The sequence below is a fragment of the Duganella dendranthematis genome, from assembly GCF_012849375.1.
Taxonomy (GTDB): Bacteria; Pseudomonadota; Gammaproteobacteria; order Burkholderiales; family Burkholderiaceae_D; genus Rugamonas; species Rugamonas dendranthematis.
Window position 1 is genome coordinate 5,610,207 of sequence record NZ_CP051684.1, and the last position, 15,995, is coordinate 5,626,201.

A 15,995-nucleotide genomic window follows, 5' to 3' on the forward strand; every position below is an offset into this window, starting at 1 on the left:
TTGGAAATAGAAGTTAGAAAGAATAAACCAGTGTCACCGAGGTTTGCGTGTCGGTGTTTTTCTTGTCAGCCGGGACGTTGGTATCGCTGCGGATATTGAACGCGGCCTTCATCTGCATGGTGCTGTTGATTTTGGTGCGCAGCGCGGTTTCCGCCATCGAGTGGATATTGTCGGTGCCGCGTTCGACGATGACGTTCTGGCTGAATTGCGCGCTGTCGCTCAGCTTCCATTTCAGTAGCGCCGCACCGCGCACGGTCGGGCCGTTTTCGGTTTCGGTTGGCGAGCGCACGCCGCGGAAGTAGCCGGGACCGACTTCCACGTCCAGCGTGTGCGTGTCCGATTGGTAGATCTGGGTACCGTAACCGACGCCGATGGTCGAGTAGCGGGTGTAGGCGCCGAATTTGTCGTCGACGTGGGTCGCCAGCGCATACAGCTTGCCATGCTCGTCGTGCAGCAGCTTGTAAGCCGCCTTGGCTGATGCCGCGTAGCGCTGCGCCGAGCGCTCGCGCACTTGCTGGCCTTCGTCGTTCGTGACCTGTTCATCCTTGAAGTAACCGGACAGGATGTATTCATTGCTCCAGTTGTGCAGCTCCTGCTTGGCATCGATCTTGCCGGTGACCGAAGTACCGACCGTGTTACCAGAGGTGGAGATGGCGCCCAGTTCAGCGGAAGTATTCCAGCCGTGGGCATTGACCGGGTCCATCGAGTCTGCGGCGGCATAGCCGTGGGCCAGCGCAAGCGCAGAAAGAATAAGGAGAGATTTCATAGGCAAGAGGACGGCGCCGCGCAGCAGCAACACGCTGTCGTGATACGGAAAGAAGGCAGTATTGTACCCGACATAGAGCGACAATGCCGCATCGGGGACGGGATGTGCGAGGACGTACAGACTGGCGAAGCGGCGGGGCGGATGATGAAGGCTCTTATCAAAGGGGCATCAATCATGAAATTCATCCTGTGCGCGGCGTTGGTCGCAATGACTGGTGTGGCCGGCGCCGCCGTCAACCGCTGTGTTGACGCGGAAGGCCATGTGCTGTTGACCGATGTCGATTGCCCGCAAGGCAGCCGCGCGGAAGACGATAATATCGAGCGCGTGCCGGCAGCGATGACCACTTCGGTGGCATCAGCGCCGGCGCCGCGCAGCCGCTGGGCAGATTTGCCACGCGCGCAAGCGCGCAAGACCGTCGGTACCGATGTCGCTACCCTGCAGGCTGCGCGTCAAAGCCTGACCATGGAAGATGAGCTGCGCAAGCAGCGTCGCCTGGTTAGTGCCCGTTGATGTAGTCTTCCAGCCCGGCCGCCAAGGCAGTGTAGACAGCCGCGCAGGCCGGATTGCTCCGCAGGTTTTCATGCATGGCCAGCCAGGTCTCCATGCTAATGTTGAATTGTTCGGGCACTACCCGGACTAGATTGGGGTCGCGCGCTGCCAGCCGCACTTGGCAGATACCGATGCCGAGTCCCGCGCGGATCGATGCCAGGTGAACCAGGTCACTATCGCTGCGCAGCGCGAAATGGCTGCTTGCCAGGCCACCTAGTAGCGGTTGCAGCTTGCGCGTAAAGGCGTTTTCCGTATCGATACCGATGACCGTGTGTTGCGTCATTTCTTCCATATTTTGCGGTATGCCGTGGCGCTCCAGGTAGCGCCGGTGCGCATGGAATCCCAGATCGATATGCCCGACGCGGCGCGCCACCAGCACGTCCTGCTCCGGGCGCTGCATGCGGACGGCGATGTCGGCGTCGCGTCGCAGCAGGTTTTCGATGCGGTTGGAGACCGCGAGTTCTATCGCGATGCCGGGATGGCTATCGCGCAGCTGCGCCAGTAAAGGCGGCAGCACTTCCACACTGACTACTTCGCTGGCCGTCACCCGCACCGTTCCTTTGATTTGCGCGTCGACGCCACGGCCTATGCCGGAGGCGGCGCGCAGCAGGGCAGACGAAGCAGAGGACAGCGTTTCGGCGTACGGTTGCAGTGCGTGGGCGGCATCGGTGGCGATGAAGCCAGCCTGCGAACGGGTGAACAGGGATAAGCCAAGCGCTTGCTCCAGCGCGTCGATATGGCGGCCGACGGTCGGTTGCGTCAGGCCCAGCGCCCGCGCTGCGCCGGATAGCGAACCTTCCTTCAGCACCGACAGGAAGGACCGGTACAGATCCCAGTTTGGTTCAACGATAGTCATACGAAATTGTATAGCGACTATGCAGCTTTCGGTAATTTTCTTTTAGCCCGCGCGAGGGCACACTACATCCATCAACTCACACAGGAGAACAGCATGGATAAAGTCGCACTGGTATTGGGCGCAACGGGCGGCATTGGAAGCGAAGTGGCACGGGTGCTGCTGGCGCGCGGTTGGCAGGTGAAGGCCTTGCATCGCGCCCCGGAGCGTGTGGCGAAGAGCGGCGACGGCCTGCAATGGCTGTCCGGCGATGCGATGGAACACAACGACGTGCTGGCCGCCGCGCAGGGCGTGCAGCTGATTGTGCATGCGGTGAATCCGCCGGGCTATCGCAACTGGGGCCAACTGGTGCTGCCCATGCTGGAGAATACGATGGCGGCGGCGCGTGCCACCGGTGCGCGGATTCTGCTGCCGGGGACCGTCTACAATTACGGGCCGGATGCGTTCCTGCACATCACGGAAGATGCGCCACAGCGGCCCCTGACCCGCAAGGGCGCGATCCGGGTAGAGATGGAGCGTCGCTTGCGCGCTTCCGGCCTGCCGGTGCTGATTGTGCGGGCGGGCGATTTCTTCGGGCCGGACGCGGGCAATAACTGGTTCGCGCAGGGGCTGGTCAAGCCGGGCAAGCCGGTGACAGCGATCAGCAATCCTGCGTCGCCTGGCGTGGGCCACCAGTGGGCTTATCTGCCGGATGTGGCGGAGACCATGGTGCGGCTGCTGGAACTAGGCGAGGCGCTGCCCCCGGTGGCTGTGTATCAGATGGAGGGACACTGGGATGGTGATGGCATGCAGATGGCGGCTGCGATTGCACGCGCGGCTGGCCAGCCGCAACTGAAGGCCGGCGCCTTCCCTTGGTGGCTGGTCACACTGGCAGCGCCGTTTGTGACGGTGTTCCGAGAACTGCGCGAGATGCGCTATTTGTGGCGGCAGCCGGTGCGCATGTCCAATGTTCGGCTACGCAAGGCGCTTGGCACTGAGCCGCATACGCCGTTGGACGTCGCTGTACGCCGCACCTTGCAGGGGCAGGGCTGCTTGCCTGCTGACGAATCGGCCCATGCAGCGGCTCAGGTCAACGCCAGCCCGGCGATGCCGACCAAGCCTAGTGCACCGGCGACGGCTGCCAATGGCGCGATGCGCGCCGGCCAGTAAGGAAGCAAGCCCGCAGCCAGCAGTGCGCCGACTGTCAGCATGCCGATCCATGCGACGAAGCCGGCGCCCGATCCCCACAGCAGCACGCATGGCACAGTGGCCAATGCCAGCAACAGCGTGCCGCCGGCGCGCATCAGGTAACGCTTGCGTGCCGGCGCATCGGCGCCGTAGACCTGTTTGTGATGGCGGTCGATCGCCAGCGATAACGCGCTCATGCCGGCGAAGCACAGGCCTAGCGCGGTCAGTACGACAAGGGCGTAACTCATGATGCAGCCTTTCTCATGGCGGTTGCGGAAGCCATCTTGCGCGGGTCCGGGCTGCGCACGCGTAGCGCGGCGGCGGCCAGCAGGGCGCCGATTACGATGGCGGTCAGCTCGACGGCGGCACGTTCGATGTCGCGCTGCGCCAGATAAGCCAGCAGATGCTGGCCGGTGGTCAGCACATTCAATAACGGTAGCAGCACGCACAGAACCGCGCCTGCCCACAGCTGTTCGCGCCACGCTTGCGCCGGCGGACGCAGTGCGGCGTGCAACAAGGCCGCCAGCCACACGCCGAAGAAGGCTGCCACTTCCCATTCATGCCGCTCCACCAAGTCATGCGGCAGCAGGCGATTGGACCACAGGAAGCCAATGCACGCCAGCGACAGGCCGGCCACAGTGGCCACATTCAGCACATCGATGATGCGATAGACGCGCGGCGTGCCGGCACCGAATTCGTTCAGCGATTTCTGCCGGCGCTTCACCATGAACAGCACCGCGCCGGTGGCCATCATCATGGTGCCCGCCATGCCGGCGACGAAGTAAATCCAGCGAATCACCGAACCGGCGAAGTGCAGGCGATGCAGTTCGTCCAGAGTGGCCATGGTGGCGCGGGCGCCGTTGGGCGGTGCGCGGTGCGGCATCTCGGTCTCGCGCAGCGCGCCGGTGACGCCATCAAACTGCATCACGCCTCGTTTGCTCAGCAGGTTTCCGGCCTGCGTCTCCGGCGACGTGGTGCTGTAGACGTCCACCGTCACCGCCGCATCACCGGGATGGTTGACCACCACCGCATACGCAGGGCTGTGGAAGGTCGCTTCGGCGATGTGCACCAGCGGATTCAGTGACGTCAGCACGCCGCGCCGGCCGGATGGCTTGCTCTCCGGGCCGTACTCGCGCACATTTGCGGTCTCGCCGGTGCGTAGCTCTTGCGCCCACGGAATGGCCGGCATATACGTGCTCCAGCTGATCGCCAGTCCGCTGTAGACGATCATGAACAGGAAGGGCAGCGTCAACACGCCCGCCAGGTTGTGCGCATCCAGCCACGAACGCTGGCCCTTAGCGGGGCGGAAGGTGAAGAAATCCTTGAAGATGCGCTTATGCGTGATGACACCGGAAATCAGCGCTACCAGCATGGCCACCGACGCCGCACCGACGATCCACAGGCCGGTGGTCCCGGCATGCAGCGCGTGATGGAACTCGACGAAGTGCTGGCCGCCCAAGGTGTCGCGCACCGCACTGACTTCTTCCGGCAATGCCGCGCCGGTGGTGGTGGAAAGGTGCGCATCGGCGTAATAGCCTTTGTCGTTCAGCCAGAACACCTGGAATTCATCCTTGCCGGCGCGTGGCCACAATTCCCACATCTTGCTGTTGGCCGCGTGCTGCTCCAGAAAACGCAGTCCGTGTTGGAGCTGCTGCGTGTGATCCAGCGGCCCAGCGAACGGTGCGGCGGCCGGCTCCTGCACTTGCTCCGGCCGCATCCAGTCGGAGATGGGATCGACGAACACGCTCAGGGTGCCGGTCAGGAAAATGGCGAAGGCCAGCCAGCACACCCACAATCCCACCCAGGTGTGCAGCCACGCCATGCGTTGACGCAGGCCGCCGGTCATGCTGCGGCCCCAGTGGCGTCGGCGACTGCGGTCAGCACCGCAAGGCTGAAGCTAGCGCCCAGCAGCCCGGCCCAGGCGCGCTTTGCGCTGCGTGTGGCAAAAGCCCAGATGATGGCCGGCGCGTACAACGCCAGGCCAAGCAGTGCGCCGCCCAGCATGGCGTCGCTGCCCGGTCCATTGAGCGCGGATAGCAGCGCGCCGCCGCTGGAGGCAAACAGGTAGCCGCCTACAATGGCGGCAGCAATGCGATTCATGTCGTGGCCTCCGTCGGCTTAGCGGAAGCGGTAGTTGAGCGACACCGTGACATTGCGTGGATCGCCGTAGTAGTTGCCGTAGCCCGTCGAATAGTAATGCTTGTCCAGCGCATTATTGACATTGACCGTGGCTGACAGCTCCTTGCTGATGCGATAGCGCGCCATCAACGCCACCAGCGCGTAGCTGTGCTGCGTGAAGCGTTCGCCGTTCGGGCCCATGCCGTCCTGGTAAATGTCGCCTTGCCAGTTAACGCCACCGCCCAGCGTCAGGCCGTTGCCGACGTTGGTCAGGTCGTAGCTGGTCCACAGTTTGAAGTTGTTCAGCGGCTGGCTGGTTTGCAGGCGATTGCCTTGCTGGTCTTCGATGCGCGAATGGGCGTAGCCGGCGGTCAGCTGCCAGCCGCGCTGGATCTGGCCCGACACTTCCAGCTCAAAGCCCTTGGCGGTGGCGCCTTTGACGGTGTGGTAGGCGTTGGAGCCATCCGGCAGCACCAACTGGTCGGCGTCCATCTCGGCCAGGTTATCCTGGCGCATGCGGAACACCGACAGACTGGTGCTCAGCAGGCCGTCCAGAAGATCGCCCTTGATGCCGACTTCCGTGTTTTTGCCTTCCAGCGGATCGATGACGCGGTTGTTGCGGTCGCGGTAGGTCTGCGGCGAGAAGATGCCGGTGTAGCTGGCGTAGGTCGACCACTGTGGATTGATGGTGTAGACCACGCCGGCGTAGGGCGTGATATTGCCGTTGCTCTCAACTTCATCGTTCACGGTCGGCGAACCCCAGCTCACGCTTTCGGTGGTGCGCTTCCAGTTGGCGACGCGCGCGCCGAGGATGACCGACACGTCATCGGTCGGACGCAGCCGCAGCGAGCCGTAGCCTGCCAGCTGCTTTTCCTTCTCCGTGTAGCTGCCGCTGATGGTGCCGACATAATTGGGCGTTGGCGAATTGCCGTTCCAGGTGAAGAAATTCGGCACCGTGGCGTCGTAGCCGGGCAAAATCCACGCTGGGTAGCTTGGGCCGGTGTTTTTCATGTCGGAGGCGCTGAAGCCAACCACCGCTTCGTGCTTGCGGCCAAAGGCCTCGAATGGGCCGCTGGCCACGGCATCGACCGAGAACTGTTCCGGTTTGCTGTTCCACTTGGTCTGCCACAGCGACAGGCCGGCGCCGGTCTGCCGGTCCAGCGAACCGCGCCCGGCGTAGCCTTGCACCGCGTCGTACTGATTGGCGGCGTAGTTGATCGCGACTTTCGCGGTCCACTCGTTGGCGAAGTAGTGTTCGAGCGTGGCGAAGGCCAGGCTTTGCTTGCGGATGTAATAGCTGGAGCTGGAGGCGCTGTTGGTCGAGCGCGGGAAATCGGTTTTGGTGCCATCGCTGTAGTAGACGGCGAAGCCACGGCTGGCGCCATCCAGCCGCTCGTTCTGGTAGCTCAGGCCTGCGCTCAGCAGCGTGGACGGGCCGAGGTCCGCTTCGACGATGGTATAGAACAGATCCTTGTCCTGATGATAGCGGTCGACGTAAGAATCGGCGTTTTGATGGGCCACTACCACACGACCGCGCACGTGCTTATCTTCGCTCAGCGGCGCCGAGATGTCGGCCTGGGCGCGGTACTTGTCCCAGCTGCCGGCTTCCAGTTCCACGTCCGCATGCAGTTCGCGCGTTGGCCGCTTGCGCACCAGGTTGACGGCGGCGGCCGGACTGCCGTTACCGCCCATTAGGCCTGCGGCGCCGCGCACCACCTCAATGCGCTCATAGATGGCGGCGTCAAAGCCGGCCGGTTCCACCAGCTTGGTGGTCGGGATGCCGTCGAACATATAGGTGTCGATGGCGAAGCCGCGCGAGAACAGCTGATCGGTCTCGCGGCTGGCGGACGAATGTTCCAGGGTGATGCCGGTGGTTTGTCCGACCACGTCTTGCAGCGTTTCCAGGTGCTGGTCGGCGATGCGCTGCGCGGTCATGACGCTGACGGCTTGCGGCGTGTCGCGGATCGACAGTTCCAGGCCGGTGGCGCCGGTGCTGCGGGCCTGGCCCGGCGCGCCGTCGGTGACGCCGTGGACTTCGACCTGGGCCAGCGTGGCTGGTGCGGCGGCTGCGGCGCCGGCAGCGGTGTTGGATGAAGAGACGTGTTTTTGCAGTGTCAGCGGGCCGTCGGTGCGGGACACAAGTACCAGGCCGCTGCCGGCCAGCAGATGTTCCAGCGCGGCGCGCGGGGTGTAGCTGCCTTGCAGTGCGGGGCTGTTCAGACCTGCGGTGAGTGCTGGATCGAAGGACAGCGAGATGCCCGCGTTGACCGCCACGCCGGACAGGGTGCGGCCCAGCGGGCCGGCCGGCAGTTGGTACGCCTGCTGGGCGGCAGTCGGCGCTTCGGCGGCCATGGCGCTGGCGCCCGTGGCGGCATGGCCGGCGGCCAGCGTCATGCTCAGCAGGGCGATGCGGATGGCGCGCGGGAGTCGGCGTTCGGACGAGGCAGGGCGGTTGGCTGGCATTGCGGTTACTTCCTTTCGGTGGCAGATAGAGGGTGTCTGCCTGTATGCCAGCCGAGTCGCAAAAAAGTATCAGCAAATGCAAAAATATTTTCAGGTGCGGGGAACCAGCGTAATCCAGTAGCCGCGCAAGCGCTGGACGGCATCGACCGGGTAGGTGGAGACCAGCATATCCAGCGTGCGTTCGCTATCACCGATCGGGAAGGCGCCGGAGACCCGCAGCGCCGCCACCGACGGATCGACGCGCACCAGGCTATTGCGGTAGCGCGACAGCTCGGTCACCAGTTCGTCGAGCCGCATCTGGTCGGCGAGCAGCATGCCACGGGTCCAGGCGCTGAGTGCGGGGTCGACGATGCGCAGTGGGGAGATGCGCTGCTGGTTGAAGCGGGTCTGGTCGCCGGCGTTGATGATGTGCGCTGCGGCGCTGGCGGCGGGCGTGACACGCACTGCGCCTTCCAGCACGGCGAGGCTGGTGCTGCATTCGTAGCGGCGTACATTGAACACGGTGCCGAGCGGTTCCATCACGCCTTCCGGCGTGCGCACGCGCAGCGGGCCGGCGTCCGGCACATGGCCGCTGCGGACCAGGATCTCGCCGCTGCGCAGTACGATCAGGCGCTCGGTGGCCGTGAAGCGGACGTCGATGGCACTGGCGGTGTTGAGCGTAACGCTGGTGCCATCGGCTAGCGTGACCGTGCGGCGTTCGCCGACGGCGGTGCGGATATCGGCGGTCCACTCCTGCGATTGCGCGTAGCGCCAGCCGCCCCATGCCATCGGCACGGTCAGCATCAGCGTAACAATGCGGGCGACTGCTGCGCGGCGGCCGGCACTGTGGCCGTCAGGTGCGCGGCTCAGCACCGGCATCGCCAGTTCCGGCGGCAGCGTGCCTAGTTTATCCAGCAGGCGTTCGGCGCGTTCCCACGCCAGCGCGTGTTGCGGGTCGCTGGCGCGCCACTCTTCGCAGGCGGCATGGTCTTCGGTGGTGGCGCCGTCTTGCAGGCGCACCAGCCATTCGGCCGCCTGTTCCAGCGCTTCGGGCGATACGCGGGCGTTCACGGCATGTCCTCCATCGCCAGCAGGCATTGCAGGAAGGCCTGTTTCATATAGCGCTTGATGGTGATGAGCGACAGGTCGAGATGCGCGGCGATGTCGGCGTAGCCCATGCCGTCCAGCTGCGCCATCAGGAAGGCTTGCTTGACCTTGGGCGGCAGCGCGTCCAGCATGGCGTCGATGACGTGCAGCGTTTCGAGGATTAGCAGGCGCTGTTCCGGCGAAATGGTTGTGGGCTCGGGCAGGGCGGCTAGCGCTTCCAGATAGGCGCGTTCCAGCGCCTGGCGCTGATACCAGTTGACCAGGACACCTTTGGCTACCGTGGTGAGGAAGGCGCGCGGTTCGTGCAGCGCGGCCAGATCGGCGCGGCCGAGAATGCGGGTGAAAGTATCTTGAGCCAGATCGTCCGCATCGCTGGCGTTGCCCAGCGTGACGCATAGCCAGCGCTGTAGCCAGGAATGGTGCTGGTTGTACAGGGCGGTGAAGTGCGGATGCTTGATCGAGGAAGCGGCGACTGTCATGATATGAGAATAGGAATGATTCTCATTCTATATCAGGCGGACAGCCGCTGCAAGCACCTTACATGCGTGGTTCGCCGGTCTTGGCGTTGACAGCGATGGTGTTGCCCGGTGGCGTAGTCATTTGTACGCGGTGCTGCACGCCACGGTAGTCATAGGTCACTTCCCAGTATTCCGGCTTTTGGTTGCCGACGTTTTCGCAACGGCGCACGTCGCGGGTGGAGACGTTGTTCTGGTTGGCGACGTTGTTGCCGATGGCTGCGCCGGCAATCGCACCGCCTGCGGTGGCGACGTCACGGCCGGTGCCGCCGCCGACCTGGTGGCCCAAAATGCCGCCGATCAGCGCGCCAGCGATCACGCCGCCGGCGTTAGGACGCGATGGCTCATTGACCTGTTGACGCTCGACCCAGCAGCGCTGCTCAGGCGAGCCGACCACGGCGCGCACGTCGCGGATAGGCACGTCGATGACGCGCTCACTTGGACGACGGCGCCATTCGTAGCTAGGCTGGGCAACTGGCGGCGGTGCTTCGTTTTCGTAACGGTCGCGCGGTTTGACCGGGCGCACCGACGAGATGCGGTCGTTCAGTCCCATGCCGCGCAGCGACTCGTAGCTGCCACGGCGCAGCACCATGCATTGGCCGCGGAAGTTGGCGTCTTCACAGACTTCCCACTGGCCGCGTTCCACCACCACTGACGAGGCGCGGTCGTTGAAGCCGTTGCGCGACAGGTCGCGTACCTGGCCATTGGCGGCGTAGGCGCGGCCACGCAGGCCTTCGCCTTCATAGAATGTGATTTGTGCGAAAGCTTGCGAAGCCATACCCAGTGCTGCGGCGGCCACGGCGATCTTGATCGTGTTGTTCATTGTCTTCTCCTTATTGGATGAACTTTAAGCATGAACTGTTTCCGGTTGAGCATCTGTACGCAAGCGCACACAGTTACGGCTCGACGGAATGTGCGCGCTTCAGGCAGCGCAGCACGAAGGTCGAACGGCTGTGCTTCAGGCCTGGCAGTTTGTAGAGCTTCTTGCGCAGGAATTCCTCATAGCCGGCAGTGCCGGCGACGGCCACCTTGATCAGGTAGTCGTAGTCGCCGGTCAGCAAATAGGCTTCCATCACCTCGGGCAGCGTGGCCAGCGCCTGGCCGAATTTTTCGAAGATGTCATCGTCATGCCGGTCCAGCGTGACTTCGATGATGACGGTATCCGGGTAACCGAGCGCCGTCTGGCTGAGCAGGGCGGCGTAGCCTTCGATCATGCCGCCTTCCTCAAGCGCGCGTACGCGGTTCCAGCACGGCGTGGTGGACAGGCCGACTTTTTCGGCTAGCTTGGTGTTACTCAGGCGGCCGTCCATGCGCAATTCGCGCAGGATGCGGCGATCGATTTCGTCGATTTCCATGGATTCGCATTCTTAAGGATGATTGTTCCATGTATTTTAATCGATGCAGGATAATCTGCTGCTATATAGCTAAATTGGCATAAATCTCAGAAGCCTATTTTCTGTGTTTATGGCTATGCTATCAGCATGGATACCACACAAAAAACCTACCGCTTCTGCATCGAGCCGGATGCGCCTATCGCCACACTGGAGGCGGCGTTACAGGTCGTGCGGCGATTGGATATTGAGTTGCGCGCGCTGCGCACCACCACCACGCCGTATGGCATGGAGGTGCAAATGCGGCTGGCGGCGCCGGAGGAAGATATTCTGACGCTGTGCCGCATGCGGCTGCATAACCTGATCGGCGTGCTGCCGATCCGGGAAATGCCTACGCTAGTAGTAAATAATGTCCGTCAGGCGGTGACGTAGGTGTATTTGATCAGGAATACCACGGCGATGATCCACACCACCGGCTTAACTTGGCGCGCTTGGCCGGTCAGCAGTTTGAGGCCTGCGTAGGTGATAAAGCCGAAGGCGATGCCGTGGGCGATCGAGTAAGTGAACGGAATCACCAGCGCGGTAATCGCGGCCGGCACGCTCTCGGTGGTGTCGCTCCAGTCCACGTCAACCAGGTCGCGCAGCATTAAGCAAGCGACGAATAGCAGCGCCGGCGCGGTGGCGTAGGCCGGCACCACGCCGGCAATCGGCGCGAAGAACAGCGCGGCCAGGAACAGCACTGCAATCACCAGCGCGGTCAGGCCGGTACGGCCGCCAGCTTGCACGCCCGCTGCGCTTTCCAGATACGCGGTGGTGCTGGAAGTGCCCAGCAGGGAGCCGGCGACGATGGCGGTGCTGTCGGCCAGCAGCGCTTTATTGAGGCGCTCCATGCGTCCGTTGACCAGCAGACCGGCGCGCGAGGCTACGCCCATCAGCGTGCCGGTGGCGTCAAACAGTTCGACCAGGAAGAACACCAGCACCACGTTGAACAGGCCGAGACCCAGCGCGCCTTGCAGGTCCAGATGGAACAAGGTCGGTTCGATCGATGGCGGCAGCGACATGAAGCCGTGGAAGGTATTCCCGCCGAAGAAAAAGCTCAGCACCGTCACCGTCACAATGCCGATCAACAGCGCGCCCGGCACCTTCAGGCGGTCCAGCGTGACGATCAGCAGGAAGCCGAAGATGGCCATGATAGTGTGCGGATTGTGGACATCGCCCACGCGCACCAGCGTTTCCGGATTTGCGACCACCAGGCCGGCGCTCTTCATCGCGATCAGCGCCAGGAACAATCCCAGGCCGACGGTAATTGCCACCCGCAGCGAATGCGGTATGCCGTTGACGATGTGCTCTCGCACCTTGAACAGGCTGACGATGATGAACAGGCAGCCGGAGATGAACACCGCACCGAGCGCGGACTGCCACGGCACGCCCATGCCCAGCACCACGGCGTAGGCGAAATACGCGTTCAGGCCCATGCCCGGCGCCATGCCGATCGGGTAGTTGGCGTACACGCCCATGATGATGGTGCCCAGCGCGGCGGCCAAACAGGTAGCGACGAATACCGCATCCTTCGGTACGCCGGCGTCGCCCAGTATCGCCGGGTTGACGAAGATGATGTAGGCCATCGTAAGGAAGGTGGTAACGCCCGCGACGACTTCGGTGCGGACGTTGGTGCCGTGCTCTGCGAGCTTGAAAAATTGTTGTAGTGACGGCATGCGTGCGCTCCTGCTAGTGACTGTTAAATTCGTCGAGGGCGGAAGAATAGCACGGATGGCTTTGGCAGCCGGCGGTGCCAAATATACAAAAGGATGCGATAATGCAAAATTAGTTGTCTATTACACTCTATCATGGGCGCCGCATGAAGGCACGCATCTGGGGCGCGCGCGGCTCATTGCCGGTGGCCCTGAACCACAAACAAATCCGCGCCAAGCTGGTGACGGCGCTGGAAGGCGCCATCGGCCGCGATCTCGATACGCCTGAAAAAGTGGCGGATTATGTCGACCATGAGCTGAGCTTCGACGTGCGCGGTACCTATGGCGGCAATTCCAGCTGCGTGGAAGTCGAAGCCTGGGATGGGGACGCGGTGCATGAACACATCATCCTCGACCTGGGTTCGGGCGTGCGACCGCTGGCCGGCGCCAAGCTGGCGCGCTATGGCGCCGCGCAGCCGCAGACCTATCATGTGTTCCTGTCGCACCTGCACTGGGATCACATCATGGGCTTCCCATTTTTTACACCAGCTTACATTCCGGGCAACCGCATCATCATCTACGGCTGCCATCAAGAGCTGGAGGCGGCGTTGCGCCGCCAGCAGGACCCCATCAGTTTTCCGGTGCCGTTCGACCAGCTGGCGGCCGACATCTCGTTCGTGCAGATGACGCCCGGCGTGCCGCTGCAGGTGCGCGACGTGACGGTGACGGCCAAGCTGCAACTGCATGGCGGCGACTCCTACGGCTATCGGCTGGAGCAGGGCGGCAAGGCGATGATCTACACCACCGACTCGGAACACAAGCTGGATAACATCGCCGAACACGCGGCCTTCGTGGACTTCTTCCGCGATGCCGACCTGGTGATCTTCGACGCCATGTATTCGTTGGAAGAGTCGATTTCGGTGAAGGCCGACTGGGGCCATTCCAGCAATGTGGTGGGTGTCGAACTATGCCAACTGGCAGGCGTGCGCCAGCTTTGCCTGTTCCATCATGAACCGGTGTACGACGATGCGCGCATTTCGCGCGTGCTGGCCGAAACGCGGCGCTATGCCGAGGTGACCTGCGAGGCGCCGCTGGAGATTGTGTCGGCCTACGACGGCATGGAAATCACGCTCTAACGGACTTACAATAGCGCCTGCATTCATTTTTCACAGGACCACGCATGACCGAGTTTTCCACCGATATCTACACCGAGCCGTCGCCAGTCGATGTCAACACCCTGGCCAACCTCGGCCCACTGACGCCGATGGCGGGCGTCTGGAAAGGGGAGCGCGGCCTGGATACCAAACCGAAGGCCGACGGTGCACGCAAGCAGGCGTATGTCGAGCGCATCGAGCTGTATCCGATCGACCCGGTCACCAACGGTCCGCAGCTGTTTTATGGCCTGCGCTATCTGATCATCATCAACAAGCCGGATAACGTCAAGACCTACCACGAACAGGTAGGCTACTGGCTGTGGGAGCCGAAGACCAAGACCGTGATCCAGACCCTGGGCATCCCGCGCGGCCAGATCGCCATGGCGTCGGCGGTGGTGGAACCGGACGCCAAACAGTTCGAACTGGTGGCGCGGCTGGAGTCCGACACCTACGGCATCCGTTCCAATCCCTTCCTGGAATACGGCTTCAAGACCACCGAGTACCGCATCAAGGTCACCATCAATGATGACGGCACCTGGGGCTACGAGGAAGATACCGTGATGCTGCTGCGCGGTGAGGAAGAATTCCACCACACCGACCGCAACCTGCTGCACCGCGTGGCCGAGCCGCTGCCGAATCCTCTGGCCAGCGGCGTGCCGGCTTAATCGTCCTCGGGCTTTTTCTCGCCCACTGCCGTTCCAATTGCAGCTGCCACCGGATTGACCGTGGTGGTAATCGTTGGAACGGTTTTGGTGATCATGCGGGTGTAGCCGCCGACCTGCACGCCGGCGCGGGAATGCGCCGAAACGTTCTGCTGGAATTGGGCGGTCCGCATGCCTATACCGGATTGCAGCAGCTTCCCAAGCGAGGCGATTGCCATCGCTAGCAGCGGGGTGGACGCCATCATGAGAATGAATTCGTCAGTGGGACGCTGCTTTTTCGCCAGGGCAGATCCCAGTCCCACCGACAGCAGGAAGATAACTGCGGGACTAATGATCGGATGGAAGACCATCGGCAGCAGGGATATCAGGAACACCGCCCAAATCAGCGCGGCCTTTATTGCGTAGGGCAGCAGGGCGCCGATTGAACTCAAGACACTGCCAAATGCAAACAGGATAAGCAGTACGTCAGCGATCCAGCCGACCACCGGTATCATGGCGCACCCCGCCAGGATAGCCATCAGCAGCAACGCGCCGAGAAAACCCGACACTATCTCCTGCCAGTTTCTGGCCACGTAGAGCAGAAGGCACAGCCCCGTGATCACGCCCATTGCGATAATCCCGGCGAGCCATACTTCTCGCGCCTGGAGAAAGTACACTATGCCGGCGTACGGCACAAATAGCAGCAGGAGCGGCGCGAAGGTGAAGCCGGCGTTGTCTGTTTGTTGCGTCATCTGGTGAGTTCCCGTGCGAGGCGAAGGCGAACGTTTTCGAATTCGTTTTTGATGGCCTCCATGCCGTATTTTTCTTCCAGCCGAAGCACGGTGAAGTGGCCGCGTGCCGTGTCCTGATAGAAGTCCATGAACAGGCTATTGACGGTGGCGCCGGTGAAGGCCCCGAGGACGGGGGCGGCTTGTAGTGCAGCCTTTTCGGTGATCACGATGCCGAAGCGGGTCGCAATCGCATCAATTAACTGGGCCACCGATTTGCCCGCGGTTTTGGCTGACAGGTTTTTGGCGGCGCGATCGGCTGCGATTTTGCTGAGCGATTTTGCGGCTTCCGTCATCACTTCAGCCAAGGCTGCACGAGAGGCGTAGTAGCTGGCGTCAGTTTTATCGTCCGCGTCGCTGGTCTCACTACCGTGACTAAAGACGCTGAGGCATTCCAGCTGTACTTTCGGATCCGTGATGTCGTGTCCCTCGCTGCGGGCGATGTCGAGGATGGAGCGCATCATCAGCACAGTCGTGGCGGGGATTTCGACCGCCAGGCCGGCAAAGCCAAAGAAGCCGCCAATCGCACCACTCGCCGCTGCCGCGAACATGTGGGTCTTGGTGCTGGCTTCCTGGACCTTTGCTTCCAGGGTCTTGCCTGCCAGTTCCACGGCCTTGTTCAGGCCTTTCTGGGTAGCCTGCTGAATAACGTCCCGTCCTTTTTGCGGCAGTGCCTTGAGTCCCGCCTCGATCGTGGAGCCGACGACGTTGCTGATTTTGATCATCACCGGCGTATCGGTAAGTAATTTCACTGCAGTTTCAAGGGCTTGCAAGTCCTGCGGGTTCTCTTGGATGCTCATTGTCCAGCCTATTGGTGTCGAAAAATTAAAGTAACCAATAGTCTAATAGATTTTCACTTGGGAAATATTCACA

18 protein-coding genes are annotated in these 15,995 nt (G+C 62.5%); 5 read left to right on the forward strand and 13 right to left on the reverse strand.

Annotated elements, in window-relative coordinates:
• Window positions 1–13 precede the first annotated feature (13 nt).
• Window positions 14–766 (reverse strand): DUF481 domain-containing protein, encoded by a 753-nt coding sequence (locus HH213_RS25655; RefSeq protein WP_110848093.1) that lies wholly within the window; start codon window positions 764–766, stop codon window positions 14–16.
• Window positions 767–940: 174 nt separating this feature from the next.
• On the opposite strand from HH213_RS25655, the gene HH213_RS25660 reads away from it, so the two are divergent.
• Entirely contained in the window at window positions 941–1,276 is a 336-nt protein-coding gene (locus tag HH213_RS25660; RefSeq protein ID WP_229263162.1) for a DUF4124 domain-containing protein, read from the forward strand.
• On the opposite strand, the gene HH213_RS25665 is transcribed toward HH213_RS25660, so the two are convergent.
• Window positions 1,263–2,171, reverse strand: coding sequence for a LysR family transcriptional regulator (locus HH213_RS25665; protein ID WP_110847893.1), 909 nt, complete (start codon window positions 2,169–2,171; stop codon window positions 1,263–1,265). The genes HH213_RS25660 and HH213_RS25665 overlap by 14 nt on opposite strands.
• 93 nt (window positions 2,172–2,264) lie before the next feature.
• On the opposite strand from HH213_RS25665, the gene HH213_RS25670 reads away from it, so the two are divergent.
• Entirely contained in the window at window positions 2,265–3,317 is a 1,053-nt protein-coding gene (locus tag HH213_RS25670; RefSeq protein ID WP_169114131.1) for an NAD(P)H-binding protein, read from the forward strand.
• Here HH213_RS25670 and HH213_RS25675 read toward each other — a convergent pair.
• The 8 genes from HH213_RS25675 to HH213_RS25710 all read right to left on the reverse strand — a co-directional run bounded on the left by HH213_RS25675 (window position 3,233) and on the right by HH213_RS25710 (window position 10,872).
• Window positions 3,233–3,583, reverse strand: coding sequence for a DUF3325 domain-containing protein (locus tag HH213_RS25675; RefSeq protein ID WP_169114132.1), 351 nt, complete (start codon window positions 3,581–3,583; stop codon window positions 3,233–3,235). The two genes, HH213_RS25670 and HH213_RS25675, sit on opposite strands and share 85 nt — an antisense overlap.
• Window positions 3,580–5,181 (reverse strand): PepSY-associated TM helix domain-containing protein, encoded by a 1,602-nt coding sequence (locus HH213_RS25680; RefSeq protein WP_169114133.1) that lies wholly within the window; start codon window positions 5,179–5,181, stop codon window positions 3,580–3,582. The genes HH213_RS25675 and HH213_RS25680 overlap by 4 nt, the downstream gene beginning before the upstream one ends.
• Window positions 5,178–5,435: a DUF3649 domain-containing protein gene (locus HH213_RS25685; protein WP_169114134.1), complete on the reverse strand. Its 258-nt coding sequence runs from the start codon at window positions 5,433–5,435 to the stop codon at window positions 5,178–5,180. The genes HH213_RS25680 and HH213_RS25685 overlap by 4 nt, the downstream gene beginning before the upstream one ends.
• An 18-nt stretch (window positions 5,436–5,453) precedes the next feature.
• A complete protein-coding gene (locus HH213_RS25690) occupies window positions 5,454–7,916 on the reverse strand; it encodes a TonB-dependent siderophore receptor (protein ID WP_169114135.1) in 2,463 nt (820 codons plus the stop codon).
• 90 nt (window positions 7,917–8,006) lie between these two features.
• On the reverse strand, window positions 8,007–8,966 hold the full coding sequence (locus HH213_RS25695; protein ID WP_229263163.1) for a FecR domain-containing protein: 960 nt from the start codon (window positions 8,964–8,966) through the stop codon (window positions 8,007–8,009).
• The gene (locus tag HH213_RS25700) at window positions 8,963–9,481 is read right to left on the reverse strand and encodes a sigma-70 family RNA polymerase sigma factor (RefSeq protein ID WP_169114137.1); all 519 of its coding nucleotides are present in this window, start codon (window positions 9,479–9,481) and stop codon (window positions 8,963–8,965) included. Before HH213_RS25700 ends, HH213_RS25695 begins: the two co-directional genes overlap by 4 nt.
• A 58-nt stretch (window positions 9,482–9,539) precedes the next feature.
• Window positions 9,540–10,340 carry a beta/gamma crystallin-related protein gene (locus HH213_RS30605; protein WP_110847901.1) on the reverse strand — a complete coding sequence of 267 codons (801 nt, stop codon included), beginning with the start codon at window positions 10,338–10,340 and terminating at the stop codon, window positions 9,540–9,542.
• A gap of 73 nt (window positions 10,341–10,413) precedes the next feature.
• Window positions 10,414–10,872, reverse strand: coding sequence for an Lrp/AsnC family transcriptional regulator (locus tag HH213_RS25710; RefSeq protein ID WP_110847902.1), 459 nt, complete (start codon window positions 10,870–10,872; stop codon window positions 10,414–10,416).
• 126 nt (window positions 10,873–10,998) lie between these two features.
• Here HH213_RS25710 and HH213_RS25715 point away from each other — a divergent pair, with 126 nt between their 5' ends.
• Window positions 10,999–11,280, forward strand: a complete 282-nt coding sequence (locus HH213_RS25715; protein WP_169114138.1) for a hypothetical protein — start codon at window positions 10,999–11,001, stop codon at window positions 11,278–11,280.
• Here the strand turns inward: HH213_RS25715 and HH213_RS25720 are convergent.
• Window positions 11,265–12,563 (reverse strand): NCS2 family permease, encoded by a 1,299-nt coding sequence (locus tag HH213_RS25720; RefSeq protein ID WP_169114139.1) that lies wholly within the window; start codon window positions 12,561–12,563, stop codon window positions 11,265–11,267. The two genes, HH213_RS25715 and HH213_RS25720, sit on opposite strands and share 16 nt — an antisense overlap.
• A 143-nt stretch (window positions 12,564–12,706) precedes the next feature.
• Here HH213_RS25720 and HH213_RS25725 point away from each other — a divergent pair, with 143 nt between their 5' ends.
• Together HH213_RS25725 and HH213_RS25730 are read left to right on the forward strand one after the other, a co-directional pair.
• Window positions 12,707–13,675: an MBL fold metallo-hydrolase gene (locus HH213_RS25725; protein WP_169114140.1), complete on the forward strand. Its 969-nt coding sequence runs from the start codon at window positions 12,707–12,709 to the stop codon at window positions 13,673–13,675.
• A 44-nt stretch (window positions 13,676–13,719) separates the two neighbouring features.
• Window positions 13,720–14,358 carry an FABP family protein gene (locus tag HH213_RS25730; RefSeq protein ID WP_169114141.1) on the forward strand — a complete coding sequence of 213 codons (639 nt, stop codon included), beginning with the start codon at window positions 13,720–13,722 and terminating at the stop codon, window positions 14,356–14,358.
• Here the strand turns inward: HH213_RS25730 and HH213_RS25735 are convergent.
• Together HH213_RS25735 and HH213_RS25740 are read right to left on the reverse strand one after the other, a co-directional pair.
• The gene (locus HH213_RS25735) at window positions 14,355–15,086 is read right to left on the reverse strand and encodes a hypothetical protein (protein WP_169114142.1); all 732 of its coding nucleotides are present in this window, start codon (window positions 15,084–15,086) and stop codon (window positions 14,355–14,357) included. The genes HH213_RS25730 and HH213_RS25735 overlap by 4 nt on opposite strands.
• Complete coding sequence (locus HH213_RS25740) at window positions 15,083–15,922, reverse strand: EcsC family protein (protein ID WP_169114143.1); 840 nt, start codon at window positions 15,920–15,922, stop codon at window positions 15,083–15,085. The genes HH213_RS25735 and HH213_RS25740 overlap by 4 nt, the downstream gene beginning before the upstream one ends.
• Window positions 15,923–15,995: the final 73 nt, after the last annotated feature.